The 18297-nt window shown below is 71.8% G+C and carries 16 protein-coding genes; 7 read left to right on the top strand and 9 right to left on the bottom strand.

What is annotated here, in order from left to right; translation table 11 throughout:
• The first annotated feature begins 64 nt into the window (after positions 1 to 64).
• Entirely contained in the window at positions 65 to 487 is a 423-nt protein-coding gene (locus FPZ12_RS17860; protein ID WP_144748560.1) for a CBS domain-containing protein, read from the top strand.
• On the opposite strand, the gene ppsA is transcribed toward FPZ12_RS17860, so the two are convergent.
• Complete coding sequence (gene ppsA / locus FPZ12_RS17855; RefSeq protein WP_144748580.1) at positions 472 to 2721, bottom strand: phosphoenolpyruvate synthase; 2250 nt, start codon at positions 2719 to 2721, stop codon at positions 472 to 474. The two genes, FPZ12_RS17860 and ppsA, sit on opposite strands and share 16 nt — an antisense overlap.
• A gap of 171 nt (positions 2722 to 2892) precedes the next feature.
• Between ppsA and FPZ12_RS17850 the strand changes: the two genes are divergently transcribed.
• Complete coding sequence (locus FPZ12_RS17850; RefSeq protein ID WP_144748559.1) at positions 2893 to 3357, top strand: universal stress protein; 465 nt, start codon at positions 2893 to 2895, stop codon at positions 3355 to 3357.
• A 133-nt stretch (positions 3358 to 3490) separates the two neighbouring features.
• On the opposite strand, the gene FPZ12_RS46040 is transcribed toward FPZ12_RS17850, so the two are convergent.
• A complete protein-coding gene (locus FPZ12_RS46040; protein ID WP_208025890.1) occupies positions 3491 to 3955 on the bottom strand; it encodes a universal stress protein in 465 nt (154 codons plus the stop codon).
• A gap of 158 nt (positions 3956 to 4113) precedes the next feature.
• Here FPZ12_RS46040 and FPZ12_RS17840 point away from each other — a divergent pair, with 158 nt between their 5' ends.
• From FPZ12_RS17840 to FPZ12_RS46450, 3 genes are all read left to right on the top strand, one after another.
• A complete protein-coding gene (locus FPZ12_RS17840; RefSeq protein WP_144748557.1) occupies positions 4114 to 4719 on the top strand; it encodes a hypothetical protein in 606 nt (201 codons plus the stop codon).
• A gap of 71 nt (positions 4720 to 4790) precedes the next feature.
• Positions 4791 to 5279 carry a hypothetical protein gene (locus tag FPZ12_RS46455; protein WP_243769897.1) on the top strand — a complete coding sequence of 163 codons (489 nt, stop codon included), beginning with the start codon at positions 4791 to 4793 and terminating at the stop codon, positions 5277 to 5279.
• 171 nt (positions 5280 to 5450) lie between these two features.
• Positions 5451 to 6044 (top strand): sensor histidine kinase, encoded by a 594-nt coding sequence (locus FPZ12_RS46450; protein WP_243769896.1) that lies wholly within the window; start codon positions 5451 to 5453, stop codon positions 6042 to 6044.
• Between the two features lie 9 nt (positions 6045 to 6053).
• Here FPZ12_RS46450 and FPZ12_RS17830 read toward each other — a convergent pair whose 3' ends face one another.
• The gene (locus tag FPZ12_RS17830) at positions 6054 to 6539 is read right to left on the bottom strand and encodes a DUF2231 domain-containing protein (protein ID WP_144748556.1); all 486 of its coding nucleotides are present in this window, start codon (positions 6537 to 6539) and stop codon (positions 6054 to 6056) included.
• A 234-nt stretch (positions 6540 to 6773) separates the two neighbouring features.
• Here FPZ12_RS17830 and FPZ12_RS17825 point away from each other — a divergent pair, with 234 nt between their 5' ends.
• Positions 6774 to 8228: a bifunctional aminoglycoside phosphotransferase/ATP-binding protein gene (locus tag FPZ12_RS17825; RefSeq protein ID WP_144748555.1), complete on the top strand. Its 1455-nt coding sequence runs from the start codon at positions 6774 to 6776 to the stop codon at positions 8226 to 8228.
• Between the two features lie 309 nt (positions 8229 to 8537).
• Here the strand turns inward: FPZ12_RS17825 and FPZ12_RS17820 are convergent, their stop codons facing one another.
• Together FPZ12_RS17820 and FPZ12_RS17815 are read right to left on the bottom strand one after the other, a co-directional pair.
• On the bottom strand, positions 8538 to 9935 hold the full coding sequence (locus FPZ12_RS17820) for a DUF4389 domain-containing protein (RefSeq protein ID WP_144748554.1): 1398 nt from the start codon (positions 9933 to 9935) through the stop codon (positions 8538 to 8540).
• Positions 9936 to 9956: 21 nt separating this feature from the next.
• Positions 9957 to 10772, bottom strand: a complete 816-nt coding sequence (locus FPZ12_RS17815; RefSeq protein WP_144748553.1) for a universal stress protein — start codon at positions 10770 to 10772, stop codon at positions 9957 to 9959.
• Between the two features lie 202 nt (positions 10773 to 10974).
• Here FPZ12_RS17815 and FPZ12_RS17810 point away from each other — a divergent pair, with 202 nt between their 5' ends.
• Positions 10975 to 11274: a hypothetical protein gene (locus tag FPZ12_RS17810; RefSeq protein WP_144748552.1), complete on the top strand. Its 300-nt coding sequence runs from the start codon at positions 10975 to 10977 to the stop codon at positions 11272 to 11274.
• A 53-nt stretch (positions 11275 to 11327) separates the two neighbouring features.
• Here the strand turns inward: FPZ12_RS17810 and FPZ12_RS17805 are convergent, their stop codons facing one another.
• The 4 genes from FPZ12_RS17805 to FPZ12_RS17790 are packed head-to-tail and all read right to left on the bottom strand — an operon-like array spanning position 11328 to position 18057.
• Positions 11328 to 13940 (bottom strand): bifunctional acetate--CoA ligase family protein/GNAT family N-acetyltransferase, encoded by a 2613-nt coding sequence (locus FPZ12_RS17805; RefSeq protein WP_144748551.1) that lies wholly within the window; start codon positions 13938 to 13940, stop codon positions 11328 to 11330.
• Between the two features lie 51 nt (positions 13941 to 13991).
• Entirely contained in the window at positions 13992 to 14399 is a 408-nt protein-coding gene (locus FPZ12_RS17800; RefSeq protein WP_144748550.1) for an Hsp20/alpha crystallin family protein, read from the bottom strand.
• Positions 14400 to 14423: 24 nt separating this feature from the next.
• The gene (locus FPZ12_RS17795) at positions 14424 to 15329 is read right to left on the bottom strand and encodes a universal stress protein (RefSeq protein ID WP_144748549.1); all 906 of its coding nucleotides are present in this window, start codon (positions 15327 to 15329) and stop codon (positions 14424 to 14426) included.
• 31 nt (positions 15330 to 15360) lie between these two features.
• Positions 15361 to 18057: a cation-translocating P-type ATPase gene (locus tag FPZ12_RS17790; RefSeq protein WP_144748548.1), complete on the bottom strand. Its 2697-nt coding sequence runs from the start codon at positions 18055 to 18057 to the stop codon at positions 15361 to 15363.
• Positions 18058 to 18297 lie beyond the last annotated feature (240 nt).

Here is an 18297-nt window from a genome sequence, read left to right as displayed (position 1 = left end):
GTCCTCCCCAGCCGGGCCGAGCGGCACCTGTGCGCGCGGCCGCCGGGTGGTCATCCTCGGTGCCATGCGAGCATTCGAGATCATGAGCAGCCCGGTACTCGGGCTCACTCCCGACGCGGGTATCGAGGAAGCCGCCGGGCTGATGCTGCGCCACGGGTTCACGTCGCTGCCGGTCGTCGGCGCGGCCGGCGAGCTGGCCGGTGTCGTGACCGAGGCCGACGTGGTCCGCGCGCGGCTCGTGCCCGGCCCGCGCGGACAGTCCACACCGGAGGGTGGCGTGACGGTGGGCGACGTCGCGCGCACCGTGCGGCAGGTCATGCGGCGCCCGGTCCCGGCAGTGGGCCCGGACGCCGAGCTGACCGCCGTCGCCGAGCTCCTGCTCGAGTCCCGGCAGCGGTGGGTTCCGGTGCTCGGCTCCGGCAAACTCGTCGGCGTGATCAGCTGGCGCGATCTGTTGCGGGCACTGGTCTTTCAGGCACGCGCCTGATCGAGCAGCAGCCTGCGCTCGGCGGCCGCGATGACCCGGTGCGCGGCGGGCACGGCGTCCGGGTCCACCGAGACCGACGTGATGCCCAGCCGCACCAGCCGCTCGGCGAACTCCGGCCGGTTGGACGGCGCCTGCCCGCACAGCGACGACGTGATGCCCAGATCACGGGCGGTGCCGATGATCCGGCCGATCGCGTCGAGCACGGCGGGGTCCGATTCGTCGAACAGCTCGGCGCATTCGGCCGAGTCGCGGTCCACGCCGAGGATCAGCTGCGTGAGGTCGTTGCTGCCGATCGACACCCCGTCGATACCGAGACCGGCGTACTCCGGCAGCCAGTACAGCACCGAAGGCACCTCGGCCATCACCCACCGGAGCAGCCCGCGCTGGCGCCCCAGCGGGCTCGCGTCCACCAGCCGCAGGCACTCCTCCAGTTCCCATTTCGTCCGCACGAACGGCAGCATCAGGTGCAGGTTCGGGGTCTGCTCACGGACCCGGGCCAGCACCTCGAGCTCGAGCGCGAACAGGTCGGGCTGGCGGACGTACCGGTAGCAGCCACGATAGCCGATCATCGGATTGTCCTCCGGCAGCTCGTAGTCCGCGCCCCCGATCAGGCCGCGGAACTCGTTGCCGCGCAAATCCGTCGCGCGGTAGACGACGGGCCGGGGCGCGAACGGCCGGGTGATCCGCAGCAGCGACTCCGCCATCCGGTCCACAAAGGACTTTTCCTCGCCGTGCGCGAGCAGGTCGCGCGGATGCCGCCCGCCGAGCGCCTCGGTCAGCATGAACTCCGCGCGCACCAGCCCCACCCCGTCCACGGGCAGCGCGGCGGCGTGCTCGGCTTGTTCCGGCATGGCCACGTTGACGTAGAGCCGCGTGCCGAGCGCCTCGGCGTCGGCGACCCGCATGACCGGGCGCCGCGTTTCCGTGCGGGCCGGTGCCGGCTGCGCCCCGGAACGGACTTCGCCCGCGCCGCCGTCGACCGTGACCAGACGCCCCGTCTTGAGCACCGTCGTGGCGTGCTCGGTGCCCACCACGCACGGCACACCCAGCTCGCGCGCCACGATCGCGGCGTGACAGGTCATCCCGCCGCCGTCGGTGACGAGCGCGGCCGCGCGGCGGATCGTGGGCACCCAGTCGGGATTCGTCATCGGGGCGACCAGGATCTCGCCCGCGCGCAGCTGCTTGCCCTCCTCCGGCGACCGCAGCACCCGCACCGCGCCGCCCGCCGTGCCCGGTGAAGCGGCGAGACCGCGGACGAGCTGCTCGCCTTCCGCCGACGCCGGCGCGAGCGTCGTGATAGGCCGCGTCTGCACGAGGAAGATCTCGCGGCCGGGATCGATCACCCACTCCATGTCCTGCGGGCGGCCGTAGTGCTCCTCCACCCGGATCGCCAGCCGCGCCAGCTCGATGACGGCCGCGTCCTCCAGCACCCGCCGCCGGGCGGCGGGCTCCGGCAGCTCGACCCGGGTGTCGCCGGTCTCGCCACGCACGATCTGGTACTTCTTGTTCCCGACCCGAACCCCGGTCAGGCGCAGCTCTTCCTTGTCCACCACGTAGGAGTCGGGTTCGACCGCGCCGCTCACCAGCGTCTCGCCCTGCCCGAACACCGCCTCCACGACGAGCCGCTTCCGGTCCGCGGTGCGCGGGTCGGCCGTGAAGATCACCCCGGCGCGCTCGGCCTCGACCATGCGCTGCACCACCACCGCGATCGCCGGCTCGGCGGTGAACCCGCGCTCCGCGCGATAGGCGACCACCCGGGGCGAGAACGCCGACGCCCAGCAGTCCACCACGCGGCGCAGCAAGGCGTCTTCGCCGACTGTGTTGGTATAGGTGGCATTCATGCCCGCGAACGACGCGTCGGCGCCGTCCTCGCCGGTGGCGGACGAGCGCACGGCCACCCGCACGTCACGGCCGATCCTGCCGTAAGCGGCGAGGATCTCGTCACGCAGCTCCCCCGGCAGCGCCGCTTTGCGGATGAGCTCCTGCATCTCCCCGCAGTTCGCGGCGAGCGCGTCCGGGTCACCCGCCGCGGCGAGCGCCCGCTCGTGCAGCCGGGCCAGCCCCGCCCGGACGCCGCCCGCCTCCATCGCCGCCAGGTAACCCTCCCGCAGCACCACGAAACCGCCGGGGACCGGGAACCCCGCGGCGGTCATCTCCCCCAGGTTGGCTCCCTTGCCGCCCGCGGACACGTCGTCCGCGAGCCGGAGTTCGGTGAGGTCCTTGACGGCTGTCATCTTCTCCTCCTGACTCGGTCCGGTCACGCCCCGAGTGTTCGGCGCGCGGCCGGGTGCTTCGAGAGCCCGAAGTCCCTTTCCGCGAGGGCGCATCGGCAGGACTTTCGGCTCTGTCCGGGCGTTCCCGGCCACGCGCACCCTGGCGACATCGTCCTTCGAAGGAGGAATCCCATGTCCGCCAAGCGAAAGATCGTCGTCGGAGTCGACGGATCCCCGCAGAGCGAGGCCGCGCTGCGCTGGGCGCTGGGCGAAGCCGTCCCGGAGCGCGACGAGGTCCGTGCCGTGCTCGTGCGCGCACGCGACGACCTGCTGCCCGGCACCTCCTACGCCATCCAGCCACACGGCCGCCGCCCGGTCGGCCCGGCCCCGGAGTACGCCGATCTGTTGCACAGCACCGTGCGGGGCGCCCTGCGGACCATGGAAAACCCGCCGGAGGCGAGCGAAACCCTCACCGACGGCGATCCCGCGACCGAACTGGTCAAGGAGGCCAAGGACGCCGACCTGCTGGTCGTCGGCTCGCACGGCTCCCGGCCGATCGCCGAAATCCTCGTCGGCAGCGTGGCCACCCGATGCGTGCGGCACGCGCACTGCCCCGTCGTCGTCATCCCCGCCGCGGCCACGAGCCGCGAACACTGAGTCCACATCGGACACGATCATCCAGGACGGCGGGACAGCGCCTGGCCGATGTGCGCCGCCTACGCCCGGACGTCCGGCCAGTCCCGGTAGTCCCCGGGGTCGAGCGCGACGGCCGCCGCGCGCTCGGCCGGATTCAGCCGGTCTCGGTCGAGGCTGCCGTCGAACAGCCGGTGCCGGTGCACGTGCACGAGCTCACGCAACCGCGGCAGGTCCGCCGGGTCCGCCAATGGCCGCGGCGGCCTGCCGAGCGGGCCGCTCGAAAAAACCACACCGGGCGCGTTCGCAACACCGCCCGGTGTCGGCTGCCGTCGCTGGCGCTGGAGCGCAACGCCGGTTTCACCGGGACGTCCGCGGCTTCCTCCGCGGCGCGCTTCGCGACGCGCAGCAGCCGTTGCCCGCGCATCCGGAGCATTTCCCGGACATCGGTCACGCCCCGGTACGCCGCGGGCGCCTCCAGCAGGATTTCTTCGGTCGCGTGCACGATCCGCAGTTCGCGGCGGAGCCGTGCCGCTTCCCTCGCCGCCCAGAGCACGGCGGGCAGCGCGCCGGGTGATCCGTCGACGCCGGCCACGACGGGGCCCGGAAAGTCTGCCAACATCGCTTTCCCTTCTCCCGCGGGAAAACCGGACGGTAGCGCCGGAGAGGCCCCGGAAACGCCGGGCATACGTCCCGCCGCCCGGTGACTTTGTCCCCCTGACTCCCCTCGGGCGCGCCAACAGACTCGGCGGTGCAACCACCCGGGAGAAGGGAACGAAAATGTCGATCCAGGACGACACCCGATTCACCGAGGCCATGCAGGTTCCGCCCCATCGCGCGGCCGAGACCGCGCCCGTGCACGGTGCCGTCATGACCCCGACCGCCGCCCGGCTCATGGCCGTGCTGCGCGTCGCCACCGGCTTCATCTTCCTGTGGGCCTTTCTGGACAAGACCTTCGGCTTCGGCTACGCCACGACCAGCGCGCAGGCCTGGATCAACGGCGGCTCGCCGACGAAGGGATTCCTCGGCAGCCTGACCGCCGGCCCGCTGGAGAGCACTTTGCGTTCGTGGGCGGGGCAGCCGTGGGCGGACTGGCTGTTCATGATCGGCCTGGCGGCCATCGGTCTCGCCGTCATCGCCGGGATCGGGCTGCGCATCTCGGCCGTCACCGGCACGGTCATGCTGCTGCTGATGTGGATCGCGGAATGGCCGCTCGCCCGCGCCGACGACGCGGGCAAGGCCACCCAGTCGACCAACCCGATCGTCGACTACCACGTGCTCTACGCGCTCGTACTCATCGTGCTGGCCGCCGCCTACGCCGGGAACACCTGGGGCTTCGGCCGCCAGTGGGCGGATCTGGTGAAGCACAACCGCTGGCTGCTCTGAACCGGGACGCCACCACCGAACGCATGGAGCCGGGCGAACGCGCCCCGGCTCCGTGCTGTTCTTTCCCGGTCATGGCTGCCAAGCTGGTGGCATGGTCGAGGAGACCGGTCAAGGCGCGGCTCTGCGCAGCAACCCTGGCCCGGCTGAGACTGCGTGAACTGCTCGGCGAGGTCCAGGAGAGCGTCGAGCGACCAGTCGGTGTGCGCGACCAGGTGGACGCGCTGCTGGAGGCCATGCTCGCCGTCGCGGGCGGCCTCGAGCTCGACGCCACGCTGCGCCGCGTCGTACGGGCCGCGATCACCTTGGTGGACTGCCGCTACGGTGCGCTGGGCACGGGCAACACCGGCCTCGCCGAGTTCGTCCACGAGGGCATCGACGAAGAGATCCGGGCCGGAATCGGCGACCTTCCCCAGGGGCACGGCCTGCTCGGGCTGCTGATCGAGCAGCCGAAACCCGTGCGCCTCGACGACCTCGCCCGGCAGCCGTGGCAGGAAGCCACCAGCGAAATCCGGGCGAAAAACTGTTATCCGGCAACGATTTCGACGAAGCGCCGAAACTGATAGCCGAACGCACCCTGGCGCTGACCGGCGCCGACCGCACCTTCCTCGCCCAGCCCGACGACGCGGAGCTGCCGACCGCGGATGTGATCACGTTCGTAGTGACGGTGTCCGTCGGACCGGAACCGGATCCCCTCCGGGGAAGTTGTATTCCCGTGGACTGCTCGGGCAGCGGTGACGCGTTCCGGACGGCCGCGCCCGTCTGCAGCGACCGGCTGCGTTACGACCTCGACGAGCTGTCCGGGCCCGCGGCGATCTTCCCGCTCCGCGCCGCCACGGGCACGGTCTCCGGCGTCCTGGCGGCCGTGCGCGAACCAGGCCGGAAACCGTTCCCCGGCAACGACCTTCCGCTGGCGGCTGTTCGCGCACGGGCTGACACTGCAGAGCACCCGCCTGCGCACCCACTCCCCCGGCATCCGGAAACGGCTCGCCGACGCCACCTGCGAGACGCAGGACATCATCGGCGAGATCCGCACCGCGATCTTCGACCTGCCCCCGGAGACAGCGCAGCTCCGCAAGCGGCTGCACGAGATCATCGCCGAGCTCACCGCGGAGACCTCGCTCCAGACGGTGGTCCGGATCTCCGGCCCGCTCGGCGTCGTGTCCGCGGAGCTGGCCGAGCACACCGCCCGCGGACTACCGGACGCGGTCGCGCGCAGCGGCCCGCACAACCTCACCGAGCGCGCCGAACACGCGGGTGGCACGTTCATCGTGGAAGCCCCGCCCGGCGGCGGGACGAAAGTGGTCCGGAGCGCCCCGGTCTCCTGAACGACAGCCTCAGCCGTCGCCGTGGTGTTGCTGCACGGCCGTGTACTGGACGCCGCTCCACGCGGCGCGCGCCCCGGAATCCCCGATCCGCACGACCTGCACCGCCGACACGCCGGCCAGCGCCACCGTCAGCACGATCAGCACCGGGGTGAGGATCCTGGTCGGCACTTTGTGCTGCCGCCCCAGCCAGACCAGCGCGGTCAGCACCACGAACAGCCCCGCCACGAAGACCAGCAGTTCGTCGCCGAGCTGGGCATGCTGCCGGATCAGCTCGGTGGGCACGAGCCGGTCGCGCAGGTCCTCGCCGCTGCTCGTCGCGACCGGAATGCACACCCCTGCCACCGCGGTCACGCCCACCGCAAGCCAGCCGTAGCGGCGGCGGGCCGCGGGCCACAGCGCGACGACCAGCGCGGCCACCACCGACAGCGGCACCAGCACCACCACCGCGTGCACCACGAGCACGTGCAACGGCAGACCGGAAACGAACACGGGCATTCCAGCTCCCCCTTCGACGACCACGGGCACGGCACAGCCTGACGATCGACTCTGGGAGTTTTCTTGGAACGAGGACCGCGATCGTGATCCGAGGACCTTCGGCACTCCGGCCGGGGACCAACGCCGCGTCCGGCGGGACGATCACGGTCCTAGGCTCGGCGGGGTCACGGAGGTGATTCCCTTGACTATCAAGGTGTTCCTGGTGGACGACCGCGAGCCGCGGGGCGGGCCGCGATGACCGCCACGCTCCGGCGGGACTGGACCGGCGTCCGGGAAACCCACATCGGTGCCGTCTTCTTCGCCGGCGAACTGGCGTACAAGCTCAAGAAGCCCGTGGATTTCGGCTTCCTGGACTTCACCCGGCGCGAAACCCGGCAAGAGGTCTGCCACCGCGAGGTCGCGCTCAACCGCCGGCTCGCCCCGGACGTCTACCTCGGCGTCGCGGACGTGACCGGCCCGGACGGCGAGCCCTGCGACCACCTGGTCGTCATGCGGCGGATGCCGGAAGAACGCCGGCTGGCGACACTCGTGCGCGCGGGCGAGGTGCCGGTGGGCACCATCGACGAACTGGCCCGCACGGTGGCCGCCTTCCACTCCCGCGCCGATCGCGGCCCCGGGATCTCCGCTGCAGGTACCCGCGACGCCCTGCGACACCGGTGGCGGGACAGTTTCTCGCAGGTGCGGCCCTTCGCGGGCACCGTGCTGGACCCGTCCGTCACCGCCGAGATCGAGCGGCTGACCGAGGAGTTCCTCGCGGGCAGGGAAACCCTGTTCGACCACCGCGTCGCCAAGGGCCACATCGTCGACGGGCACGGCGACCTCCTCGCCGACGACATCTTCTGCCTCGACGACGGGCCCCGGATCCTGGATTGCCTGGAGTTCGACGACCGGCTGCGCTGGGTCGACGGGCTGGACGACATCGCCTTCCTCGCGATGGACCTGGAACGCCTCGGCGCGCCCGCGCTCGCCGGCCGTTTGCTGGAGCGCTATGTGGAGTTCGCCGGTGATCCCGCCCCGCCCGCGCTGCGTCATCACTACCTCGCCTACCGCGCCTTCGTCCGGGTGAAAGTGGCCTGCCTGCGGTCCGCGCAGGGCGATGCCGGCGCGGCGGAGCCGGCGCGCCAGTACGCCGGAATCGCCGTGCGGCACCTGCGCGCGGCCCGCGTGCGGCTCGTGCTCGTCGGCGGGCTGCCCGCGTCGGGAAAGTCCACTTTGGCCGGCGCGCTCGCCGACCGGCTCGGGGCCACCCTCATCTCCAGCGACCGGGTCCGCAAGGAGCTCGCCGGGATCCCGCCGGAGCGGGACGCCGCGGCCGGCTACGAACAAGGCATCTACGACGCCGAACACACCGGGCGTACCTACGCCGAGCTCAACCGGCGGGCCGGCACTTTGCTGGCACTGGGCGAGACCGTGGTGCTCGACGCGTCCTGGCGCGCGGCGGATCATCGCGTGCATGCCACTGAAGTGGGCGCGGCGACGAGCAGTCACGTCGTCCCGTTGCGATGCTGGGCCCCGGACGCGATCACCACCGCGAGGCTGACCACGCGCCGGAATTCGATCTCCGACGCCACCCCCGCCGTGGCGCACCGGATGGCGGCCACCGTGGCGGAATGGCCCGAAGCGCACACCGTCTTCACCGCCGGCACTGAGGAGGATTCGCTGGTGCAAGCCCTGGCGTACCTGGGCTGATCCCGTGGGCCGCCCGAGACGGGGCCTGGTCAGGTAGAAGCGGACAAGGCGCGGCCCCACGCAGCTCTCCGGATTCGATACCGGGAATTTGGCGCGCCGCAACAGTTTCAGCGCACCTTGCCGCAGCAGATCCGGTGAGCCGGCGCGCTTTCTTCAGGCGGGGGTCGAAGGCCGCGCCACGGATACCGGCCGGCGCCTCGCCGGGTGTGCTCAGCGAGATCCCTGGCGCCTCGTCAACGTTCACGAAGTCCACTTCGGACTTCGGCTCCAAAACCCGCGGCGATCCGCTCGGTGTCACCGAACATCGATCTATACGCGATGAGCGTGTGCATCCTCTTCTCCTTTCTGCTGCCGCGAGGCGCGGTGCACCGGGACAGCGATCAGTAACGCGCCGAACAGCAGCAGCACCGCGCCCGCGCCGAGCACCCCGGTCGCGATCCACGGCAGGCCGGGGATCGTCGCGCCCGCTTCGGCCCGCACGTCCAGTCCCGGTGCCCCGTCAGGACGCATGACCACGAGCGTCCAGTCGCCGGCGCGCAACGGCCAGCTCACCGTCTGCGTCCCGGGACCCGCGGAACGGACAGCCCAGATCCCGGCGCTTTCCGGTGGCACAGCGGGCGCGCCGCCGGCGTTCACCGTCACGGAGGCCGACGACGGGGTCCGCACGGTGGCGTAGCCGACACCGGCGAGATAACGGCCGGCGTCCGCGGACGTGGCGATCCCGACGAACACCGGTGTGGCCGGGTTCGTTTCGGTGACGCGGACGCGCACGTCCCCGAGCACGTCCGAGGAGGCGGGCCAGCCGCCGAGGACGATCTTGCCCGTGCTCAACGCGTACTGGCTGGTGCTGAACGATTCCGTGGTGGTGAGGTAGCCGTCGGCGTCGCGCGCGGAGCGGTCGGCCCACAGCAGGGCGCCGCCACCGGTGAGCAAGCCCATCGAGGTGAGGGCGAGCACCGCGCCGAGCACCACCGAGGCGACCCGCCCGCCCGTCCAGCGGTGGGCAGGCCATCCGGTCCGCTCGTCCGGGCGGCTGGGCCCTGCCGGGTCGGTGCCACCCATGTCGAGCCGGAACGGCGGGTAGTCGTCGGTCATCAGCGCGGCGTAGGCGCCGACCCGCACCACCCATCGGTCCATGCCCAGCACGAAATCGAAGACCGGTTTCGGATAGGAACCGGTCACCAGCAGCACGACCCCCGCGACGAGGACGAGCACGCCGATCAGCCCACCCGCGGCCCAGTGGAACTGCCCGGGCTCCGAGCGGCCCACGAACCACGCGCCCCCTCCCGCGAACAACCCGACGATGACGTACTGCGGTAACGCGAGCAGCCACCATTTCACCAGTACCAGTCCCCGGGAAAGCCGCTCCGGGTAGTCGATCTCCAGCCTCGCCGGGTACGCGGGCACGTCGGCGAGGGTGAACGGCGGATAGGCGTCGGTGCCCAGCGCGGCGTAGGCGTAGTAGTGCACGCGCCAGCTCCACCGCAGGACGCCGACGTTGAAGTCGAAGATTGTTCTCGGGTACCGGCCGGTGACCAGGATGGCGAAGAACGCCACCACGGTCAGCACGGCGAACGCCGCCCACAACAGGGCGAGCAGGAAGTAGTGCGGCACGGCCAGCAGCCATTTCACCAGCCACAGCCAGCGGGACAGGTTCGGGTCGAGGTCCGCCTCGACCCGAACAGGATATGGTCTTCGGTCGTCCATTTCGCTCGCCTCCGGCGAAGCTCAGATTTCGCGGGACACCGGCACGAACAGCACCGGGCATTCGGCGTGGTGCAGCAGCACCTGGCTGGTCGAACCCAGCCGAAGGCCGGGGAAGCCACCGCGGCCGCGGGTCCCGGCCACCAGCAAGCGCGCCCTGGCGCTCCACTCCAGCAGCTGCTGTCGCGGGTGGGCGTTCTCCACCAGCCAGCGCACCGTGGTGTCCGGGAACTTCTTTTCCCACTCCCCCAAGGCATCGGCGAGCGCGAACGTCTCGGTCTCGCCCACGGCGGCGTGCAGGGCGACCAGCGACACCCCGCGCAGCGCCGCCTCTTCGAACGCCAGCACCAGCGCGGGCTCGTTGGCCGGGCTGCCGTCGACACCGACCACCACCGGTCCGTCGCCGTCCGCACCGCTGCCGCGGATCACCGCGACGGGGCAACGCGCGTGCGCGGTCAGGGCGGCCGCGCACGAGCCGACCACCAGGTCGCCGAGCACGCCACGCCCGGCCGATCCCAGCACCATCAGCGAAGCCTCGTCGGACCGGCTCAGCAACAACGGAATCGGAGAGTCCAAACTGGACTCCGTATCGACGTCGAGGCCGGGATGCTCGTGAGTTGCCTCCCGCGCGGCTTCCCGGAGCCAGGCCAGCGACTGGTCACGGTGGACGTCGAGCCAGTCACGCGGGGGCATCGCCTCGCCGTAGCAGGCGCCGGGGATCCCGAAACCGTTTACCAGCCGCAACGCGGCGTTCCGGTACGCGGCCTCGGCAGCGCCCCAGCGGACCGCTCGCAGCGCTCCGGGCGAGCCGTCGACACCGACCACGATGAGTGAGCTCATCGTTGTTCTCCTCGCTGTGCGCCTGGTGTTCCCACCGTTTCCGCTCCGTCCGTGCTCCCGAAGGGGCCTTCGTCACCAATGCCGGGGACCGAGGTTCACGACGCCATCGGGTTCGGCGGCAGCACCGGCCACCTCGCGACGGTCAGGGCCGAAGGTCCCGCCCGCCAGGGACCATGTCCACCGCGCAAGGTCCCGGCACCGGATGGCCTTCCCCCGGCGCGACGCGGGCACACCGGATGCCACCGTCGGGATGGACGCCGAGGAGGACCCGATGGAACTCACCAATCGCGACGAGAAGGCCAGGGCCGTGCGCGTCACCTCCGCGTATGCCCACGACGCGGAAGACCTCGGGATGCTGCTGGACATGCTGGGCCTCAAGGCCGCCGACGTCCTGCCGGAGCCTGCGGACGCCGGGCCGGAAGTGCCCGCACCGCAGGGCAAGGGCCTGCCGATGGCGGAACTGACCGCCCTGCTGGCGACGCTGGGCCGGCAGCCCGCCTGAAGACCGCCACGGGCGATCCATTATGGACACTGGATCCGGGCCCACCTCCCTCCTCAGGTGCGCAGTCGCCGCAGGAACGGGTCGGCGGGTGGCCGGGGTTCGAGCCGCACCCTGGCATCGAGCACCAAGCAGCCGCGGGCCCGCGCGACGATCGGGTTGAGGTCGAGTTCGGCGACCTCGGGCAGCGCCTCCGCGAGCCTGCCGAGCCGGATCAGCACGTCGCGGACCGCGGACCGGTCGAGGTTCCCGTGCCCGAACAGCCGCGGCGAGGAACGCAGTCCGTCCAGCAGCTCGCCGGCGTCCGCCTCGGTCAGGGGCGCCAGCCGCGCCGACCGGTCGGCGATCACGTCGGTGTCGGTCCCGCCGAGACCGAACACCAGCAGCGGGCCGAACACGTCGTCGGAGCTGACGCCCGCGAGCAGCTCCCGGCCTGGCTTCACGTTCGTCTGCAGCACGGCTCCGCGCCAGCGGTCGCCGAACGTGCGCCGCCACCCGGTCACCACGTCGCGGACCTCCGCCTTCGTCCGGACGCCGAGCACGACACCGCCCGCCGCGCTCTTGTGGAGCACGCCTTCTACGTCCGCCTTCAGCACGACCGGTTTCCGCAGTGTGGTGAACGCGGCGGCCGCGGACTCCTCGTCCCTCGCGTACAGCGTCTGAACCACCGGGATCCCGAAGCACGCCAGCAGTTCGGTGACTTCGGCGGGGTTGAGCCACCGCCGCCCCGCGGACAGGCACGCCCGCACGAGGACGCGCGCCTTCTCTTCATCCACAGTGGACAGTGGAACCGTGGTGTTCCCCGGCCGCGAACGCCAGGCCGCGTACCGGGCCAGCTGTCCCAGTACCGCCGCGGCGGCGGCCGGGTCCGAGTAGGCGGCGGTTCCCTCCAGGGCCGCCACATGGCCGAGCTGCCCGAGCCGGACCGCCAGCATCGGCTTGTCCCCGCGCGCCTCCGCGGGCACCGCCGCGATGGGGTCGCCCAGCGCGGTGGGCACGGCCGCGGCGATCACGGCGTCGACGCCAGGGTCGGCCAGCACCAGATCCAGGCACCGGCCGAACAGGCCGGCGTCCACGGCGGCCGTGGTGTCGACCGGATTCCGCAGCGAAGCCTGGCCGGGCAGCACCGCCCGCAGCGCCGCGGTGGTGGCCTCCGCCAGCTCGGGCAGCACGAGCCCGTGTCTCACGCAGGCGTCGGCGGCGAGCACCCCGGCACCGCCCGCGTTGCTCACGACCGCGACCCGGTTGCCTGCCGGAAGTGGTTGCCACGCCAGGGCCGCGACGACGTCGACCAGTTCGTCGATGGTGTCCACCGCGATCACCCCCGCCTGCCGGTACAGCGCATCGCGGGTGACCGCGGGCGTGGCCGCCGCGGCGGTGTGGGAGGCCGCCGCCCGCCGCGCGACTTCCGTGTCCCCGGTGCGGATCGCGACGACCGGTTTCACCCGCGCCAGCGCGCGGGCCAGCCGCCCGAACTTGCGCGGGTTGCCGAAGGATTCCAGGTACAGCACGGCGATCGCGGTGCCGTGGTCGCGTTGCCACCACAGCAGCAGGTCGTTGCCGCTGACGTCGTACTTGTCCCCCGTCGACACCAGGCTCGACAGGCCGATCCCCAGCTCGCGCAACTCTTCGAGCACCGCGATCCCGAACCCGCCGGACTGCGTCACCACCCCGACCGGGCCCTCCGGCACCGGGCCCGGCACGAACGTGGCGTTGAGCCGGGCTCCGGGATCGGCCACGCCCACGCAGTTCGGCCCCACCAGGCGCATCCCGTACCTCCGCGCGGCGGCGGCCACCCGCGCGCCGAGGCCGGTTCCGGTCAGCCCCGCGGAGATGACCACGACGGCACGCGCGCCCCGTTCCCCGCTCTGCTCGACCACCTCCGGGACCGCCGGTGCCGGCACGCAGACCACGACCAGCTCGGGGGCGTCGGGCAGGTCCAGGACCGAAGGCGCGCAAGGGATGCCGTCGATCTCGGTCGCGTGCGGGTTGACCGCGGTGAGCTTCCCCGCATATCCGGCGTCGACGAGGTTGGCCAGTACCGCGTGCCCGACCGAGCCCGGATTCCTGCTCGCCCCGGCCACCGCGATCGACGCCGGGCGCAGGACGGCGCGGAGGCTGGCGACGTCGGCGACCCGTTCACGTTCGGCCACGGCGTCCCAATACCCGTCACCGGGATCGAGAGCGAGCACGAAATCCCGCTCCGGCCCACCCGCCGAAATCTCATACGGCAGGCCCAGATCGGAGAACACGCGCAGCATCCGGGTGTTCTCGGCGAGCACCTGGCCGGTGAACCGCCGGAGGCCCCACGTCCTCGCCATCGAACCGAGGTGCTCCAGAAGCAGCGTGCCCACGCCGTGGGCCTGCGCGCGGCCATCGACCGCCAGCGCGACTTCGGCCTCCACCGGATCGCGCCCCACCTCGTAGTGCGCGACACCGACAAGCCGGTGCTGCCGGAAAGCACCGACAGCGCCGTGCCGCGGCCCGGGCGTGGCGGCGATCCGCCGCGCCAGCTCGGGCAGGCCGGCGGGCACACCGAAGAACCGCAGGTACCGGTCGCGCCGGTCGAGCCCGTCGTGCAGCCGCAGCACGGCATCCGTGTCGGCGGGCGTCAGCGGGCGGACCAGGACCACCTCTCCGTCGGCGAGTACCGCGTTCGAACCGGGCATCAGCTCCGCCTCTCGAAAGGGGACGCGGGCGTGCCCGCGTCCCGATCCGGTTCACTTCTTGGTGACTTCGATTTCGACCTGCTTGCCGGGCTTCTCCTCCGCGTAGGGAACGGTCACTTCGAGGATTCCGTCGGTGTACTTGGCGGCGATCTTCGAGGTGTCCGCCCCGCGAGGCAGCGAAACGGTCCGGCGGAACGACCCGTAGCGGAACTCGCTGCGGCCCTTCTCCTCCGTCTTGGCCTCACGCTCGGCCTCGACGGTCAGCAGCCCGCCCTCGGCCGTCACCCGGATGCCCTTGTCCGGGTCGAACCCGGGCAGCTCCGCGCGCAGCACGTATTTGCCCTCCTCCACGGCCTCCTCGATCCGCATCGGGCTGTGCTCGGTGAACGGCCAGGCGGACTCGAACCATTCGGCCAGCATCGGCAGCGCCGTCCTGCCCCTGGGCACGATCGACGACATCGGTTGAACTCCTTCCTTTTCCTGTTATTTCCGTGGCTCCGCGCCGACGGCTTCCCGCGGGCGCACGATCATCACCGGGCACCGCGCGTGGTGGATCAACGCCTGGCTGGTCGAGCCCAGCAGCAGTCCCTGGAACCCGCCGCGGCCCCGGCTCCCGACGACGACCAGGCAGGCTTCGGCGCTCCGGGCCAGTAACTGGTGCCGTGGCCGGTCCTTCACCACCACCCGCTCGACCCGCACCTCGGGGTACTTCTCCGGCCAGCCGGCGAGACTTTCCGCGAGAATCCTCGCCTGTTCCTCGGCGGTGGGCTCGGTTTCGAGCAGCGCCGCGGCGACCGGGGTCTCGGTGACGTAGTCGGCGTCGCTCCACGCGTGCACCGCCACGAGCGGTACCCCGCGCCAGGAGGCCTCGTCGAACGCCATTCCGAGCGCGGCCACGCTGTTCGGGCTGCCATCGACCCCGGCGACGACCGGCCCCACCCGCTCCGGGCGCACGACCACCACCGGGCAGGAACCCCGCGCCACCACCGAAACCGCGGTCGAACCGGTGAGCATCCCGGTGTACCCGCCGTGCCCGGAAGCGCCGAGCACGACTATCCGCGCCGAGGCGGAGCACTCCAGCAGCAACGGGATCGGCGCGAGCCACGCCCGTTCGGTGGTGACCGCCACGCCGGGCACGGCGTCACGCGCCGCCCGCTCGGCGTCGGCCAGCTGGGTGAGGGCGAGGTTCTCCACCGCGTCGAAGGAATCCGGCGGCACCGGGAGCCCGCCCCCGTAGAACCCGAGCGAGGAATCGCAGCCGGACACCAGATGCATCCGCAGGTTACGGCTTTCCGCTTCGGCCGCGGCCCATCGGACCGCACGCAGCGCCTGCTCCGAACCATCGACCCCGACGACGATCGCGTCCGTGCTCGTGTCCCGTGCCCGCATGGCCACTCCTCCGCTTCGGCTACCGGGAACGCTAGGAGCGCGAGCGCGCGAGGTCAGTGGCCGAGCGTCCCCACGTTCGAGGACTTCTTGCCCGCCACCGGACGAACCAGCGGCGCAGCTCGTCGGCGCCCCACACGATGAACGGGAACGGCAGCACGAGTGCCAGCATGTCCGGGGTCAGCGCGGCCGTGCCCAGCAGGTCCTGCAGGAACGGGACGTAGATGATCGCGGCCGCCAGCGCCAGCTCGAACACGATCCCCCACAGCAGCAGGGGATTCGACCAGACCCCGATGGAACGCAGCGACGCCCGCTCGGTCCGCGCGGCGAACGCGGTGCCGACCTGACCCGCGACCATCCCGAGGAACGTCATCGTGGTCGCCTGGAGATACGCGTGGTGCAAGGGACTCCCGGGGCCGACATCCGCGCCCGGATGCCAGCCGGCCCGGGTCAGGACGTAGAAGAAGCCGAGCATTTCCAGCGCCGCGCAGAGCACACCGAGGAACAGCCACGCGCGGATCAGCATCCCGCCCCGGATCACCGGCTCTCCCCGCCTGCGCGGTGGTTTGCGCATCAGCCCCGGTTCGGCCGGTTCGCGGCCCAGCGCCAGCGCGGGCACTGTTTCGGTACCCACGTCGAAGGACAGCAGGAGTAACACGGTCAGAGGGAGTGGCACCGCACCGCCGGAGAGCGCGAACACCAGGAACGGCACGACCTCCGGGGTGGCGTGGGCGAAGATGTAGAAGATGAACTTGCGGATGTTGTCGTACACCCGCCGCCCGGCCTCCACCGCCGCGGTGATCGTGGCGAAGTTGTCGTCGGTGAGCACCATGGTCGACGCCTCGCGCGCCACGTCGGTGCCGGACCGCCCCATCGCCACGCCGATGTCCGCGCGGCGCAGGGCCGGCGCGTCGTTCACGCCGTCCCCGGTCATCGCCACGACGTGACCGGTCGCGCGCAGCGCGTCGGCGATGCGCAGCTTCGCTTCGGGAGACGAGCGCGCGAAGATGAGTTCGGCGCCGGAGGTGAGCAGCGTGTCCAGCTCGGCTTCGCTCATCGCGCCGAGCTCTTCGCCCGTGACCACTCTCGGTGTGTCGCCCGCGATACCGACCTGGTGGGCGATGGCCGCGGCCGTCAGCCCGTGGTCGCCGGTGATCACGATGACGCGGATCCCGGCCGCGCGGCAGTCGGCCACCGCCCGCGCGACCTCCTTCCGCGGCGGATCGACCAACCCGACCAGCCCCAGCAGGGTCAGGTCCCGTTCGGCGTCGTCCCGGCCGGCGGGCGGCTCCGGCAGCGACCGGTCCGCGACAGCCAGCACACGCAATCCCCGGCGCGCCTGGGCATCGACGGCCGCGGCGAGCTCCCGGCGCCGCTCCGGCGACATCGGCCCACCGCCGAATTCGCTGGTGCACAACGGGATCACCGACTCCGGTGCTCCCTTGACCGCCAACCGCAGCACAGCACCGACCTGGTCCACAGTGGACATCCGCTTGCGCGCCGGGTCGAAGGGGAACTGCCGCAACCGCGCGGCTTCCCGCTCCCCCGGCGTGAGCTCCACGCCCATCCCGGCCGCCGCGTCGAGCAAGGCGATCTCCATCGGATCCCCGATGCCCGCGCCCCGTGCGTTGGTGCAGCGGGCCATCGCGCCGGCCAGTCTCTCCCGCGGGCCTTGCCCGGTCACTTCGGTGACACGCATGCGGTTTTCGGTCAGCGTGCCCGTCTTGTCCGTGCAGATGACGTCCGTGCAGCCGAGCGTTTCCACCGAACTGAGCCGTTTGACCACCGCGCCCCGCCGCGCGAGCCCGCGGACGCCGATCGCCAGCGCGAGCGTGATGACCGGCAGCAGCCCCTCCGGCACGTTGCCGACCAGCAGTCCCACCGCGAAGACCACGCCGTTGAGAAACGACAGGCCGGCACCGAAGGTCGCGATCGGGATGAACGCCACCCCGAGCACCACCGAGATCAGCGCGATCAGCCAGGCGACCCGCCGGACCTGGTGCTCCAGCGGGCTTTCGTCGCGTTCCACCCGTTCCGACAGCGCCGCGATCCGCCCCAGCTCCGTGCGCATCCCGGTGGCGAACACGATCGCGCGGGCCTGCCCCCCGGTGCACGTGGTCCCGCTGAACACCAGCTCACACGCCTGCTCCAGCGGCACGTGCGTGTCCAGCAGTTCCGCGGACCTCGACACCGGCACCGATTCCCCCGTCAGCGCGGAAAGATCCACCTCCACCACGCCGTCGATGAGCCGCGCGTCCGCCGAGATCCGGTCGCCTTCTTCGATGACCAGCACGTCCCCCGGCACCAGCGTCGTGGCCTCGATCTCCCGGACCTGCCCGTCCCGCACCACTTTCGCGCGCACCGGCAGGAACGCAGCCAGCGCCTCCACGGCACGCTCGGCATGCCGCTCCTGCACGAACGCGAAGAGCGCGTTGATCACGATCACCACGACGATCGCGATGGCCACCTGCTCGATGCCCACCGCCCACGCCAGTCCCGCCGCCGCCCACAGGAGCAACGCCAGCGGGTGGGTGAACTGCCGCATCAGCTGCCCCGGCCACGTCCGCCCGCCCCGGCGGTGCAGCTCGTTCGGCCCCGTCGCGACGAGCCGCCGCGCGGCCTCCCGCTCCGTCAGCCCGGACGGGGAACCGCGCAGATCCCGCAGCAGCAGCTCGATCCGCTCGGTAGGATCGGGGCTCGTCTCCGGTGGCGCCTCGGTGACTCCGGACATGGGCACACCCTTCGGTAGGCAGACCCCGTCAGCGTCCCGGCCGGAACCACGCGGACACGACGGGCAGTGGCCCTCTCACGCAAGGACCAAAGCCCCTGCCGCGCCTCCCTGGTCCGCACCCGCCCGCGCCCAAGCACCGAACTTCACGGCTGCTTTTGCCTGCGGCCGGCGTTTTGGGACGTGGAACGCTCCGAGTCCCGGCACGCCAGCCGTCGTGACCAGACCTCCGCACCGTCTACT

The sequence above is a fragment of the Amycolatopsis acidicola genome (genome assembly GCF_007713735.2).
Lineage (GTDB): Bacteria > Actinomycetota > Actinomycetes > Mycobacteriales > Pseudonocardiaceae > Amycolatopsis_E > Amycolatopsis_E acidicola.
Note: the sequence above shows the minus strand (reverse complement) of the source record. Positions and strands in the feature narration are given on the sequence as shown.

Bases quoted from the DNA above. Each gene is read 5' to 3' on its own strand.
- FPZ12_RS17850 (WP_144748559.1), top strand. From the start codon at position 2,893: ATGTCCGCCAAGCGAAAGATCGTCGTCGGAGTCGACGGATCCCCGCAG.
- FPZ12_RS17795 (WP_144748549.1), bottom strand. From the start codon at position 15,329: ATGCGGGCACGGGACACGAGCACGGACGCGATCGTCGTCGGGGTCGAT.
- FPZ12_RS17805 (WP_144748551.1), bottom strand. From the start codon at position 13,940: ATGCCCGGTTCGAACGCGGTACTCGCCGACGGAGAGGTGGTCCTGGTC.
- ppsA (WP_144748580.1), bottom strand. From the start codon at position 2,721: ATGACAGCCGTCAAGGACCTCACCGAACTCCGGCTCGCGGACGACGTG.
- FPZ12_RS17860 (WP_144748560.1), top strand. From the start codon at position 65: ATGCGAGCATTCGAGATCATGAGCAGCCCGGTACTCGGGCTCACTCCC.
- FPZ12_RS17815 (WP_144748553.1), bottom strand. From the start codon at position 10,772: ATGAGCTCACTCATCGTGGTCGGTGTCGACGGCTCGCCCGGAGCGCTG.
- FPZ12_RS17790 (WP_144748548.1), bottom strand. From the start codon at position 18,057: ATGTCCGGAGTCACCGAGGCGCCACCGGAGACGAGCCCCGATCCTACC.
- FPZ12_RS17800 (WP_144748550.1), bottom strand. From the start codon at position 14,399: ATGTCGTCGATCGTGCCCAGGGGCAGGACGGCGCTGCCGATGCTGGCC.
- FPZ12_RS17840 (WP_144748557.1), top strand. From the start codon at position 4,114: ATGTCGATCCAGGACGACACCCGATTCACCGAGGCCATGCAGGTTCCG.
- FPZ12_RS17810 (WP_144748552.1), top strand. From the start codon at position 10,975: ATGGCCTTCCCCCGGCGCGACGCGGGCACACCGGATGCCACCGTCGGG.
- FPZ12_RS46040 (WP_208025890.1), bottom strand. From the start codon at position 3,955: ATGTTGGCAGACTTTCCGGGCCCCGTCGTGGCCGGCGTCGACGGATCA.
- FPZ12_RS46455 (WP_243769897.1), top strand. From the start codon at position 4,791: ATGGCTGCCAAGCTGGTGGCATGGTCGAGGAGACCGGTCAAGGCGCGG.
- FPZ12_RS17830 (WP_144748556.1), bottom strand. From the start codon at position 6,539: ATGCCCGTGTTCGTTTCCGGTCTGCCGTTGCACGTGCTCGTGGTGCAC.
- FPZ12_RS17825 (WP_144748555.1), top strand. From the start codon at position 6,774: ATGACCGCCACGCTCCGGCGGGACTGGACCGGCGTCCGGGAAACCCAC.
- FPZ12_RS17820 (WP_144748554.1), bottom strand. From the start codon at position 9,935: ATGGACGACCGAAGACCATATCCTGTTCGGGTCGAGGCGGACCTCGAC.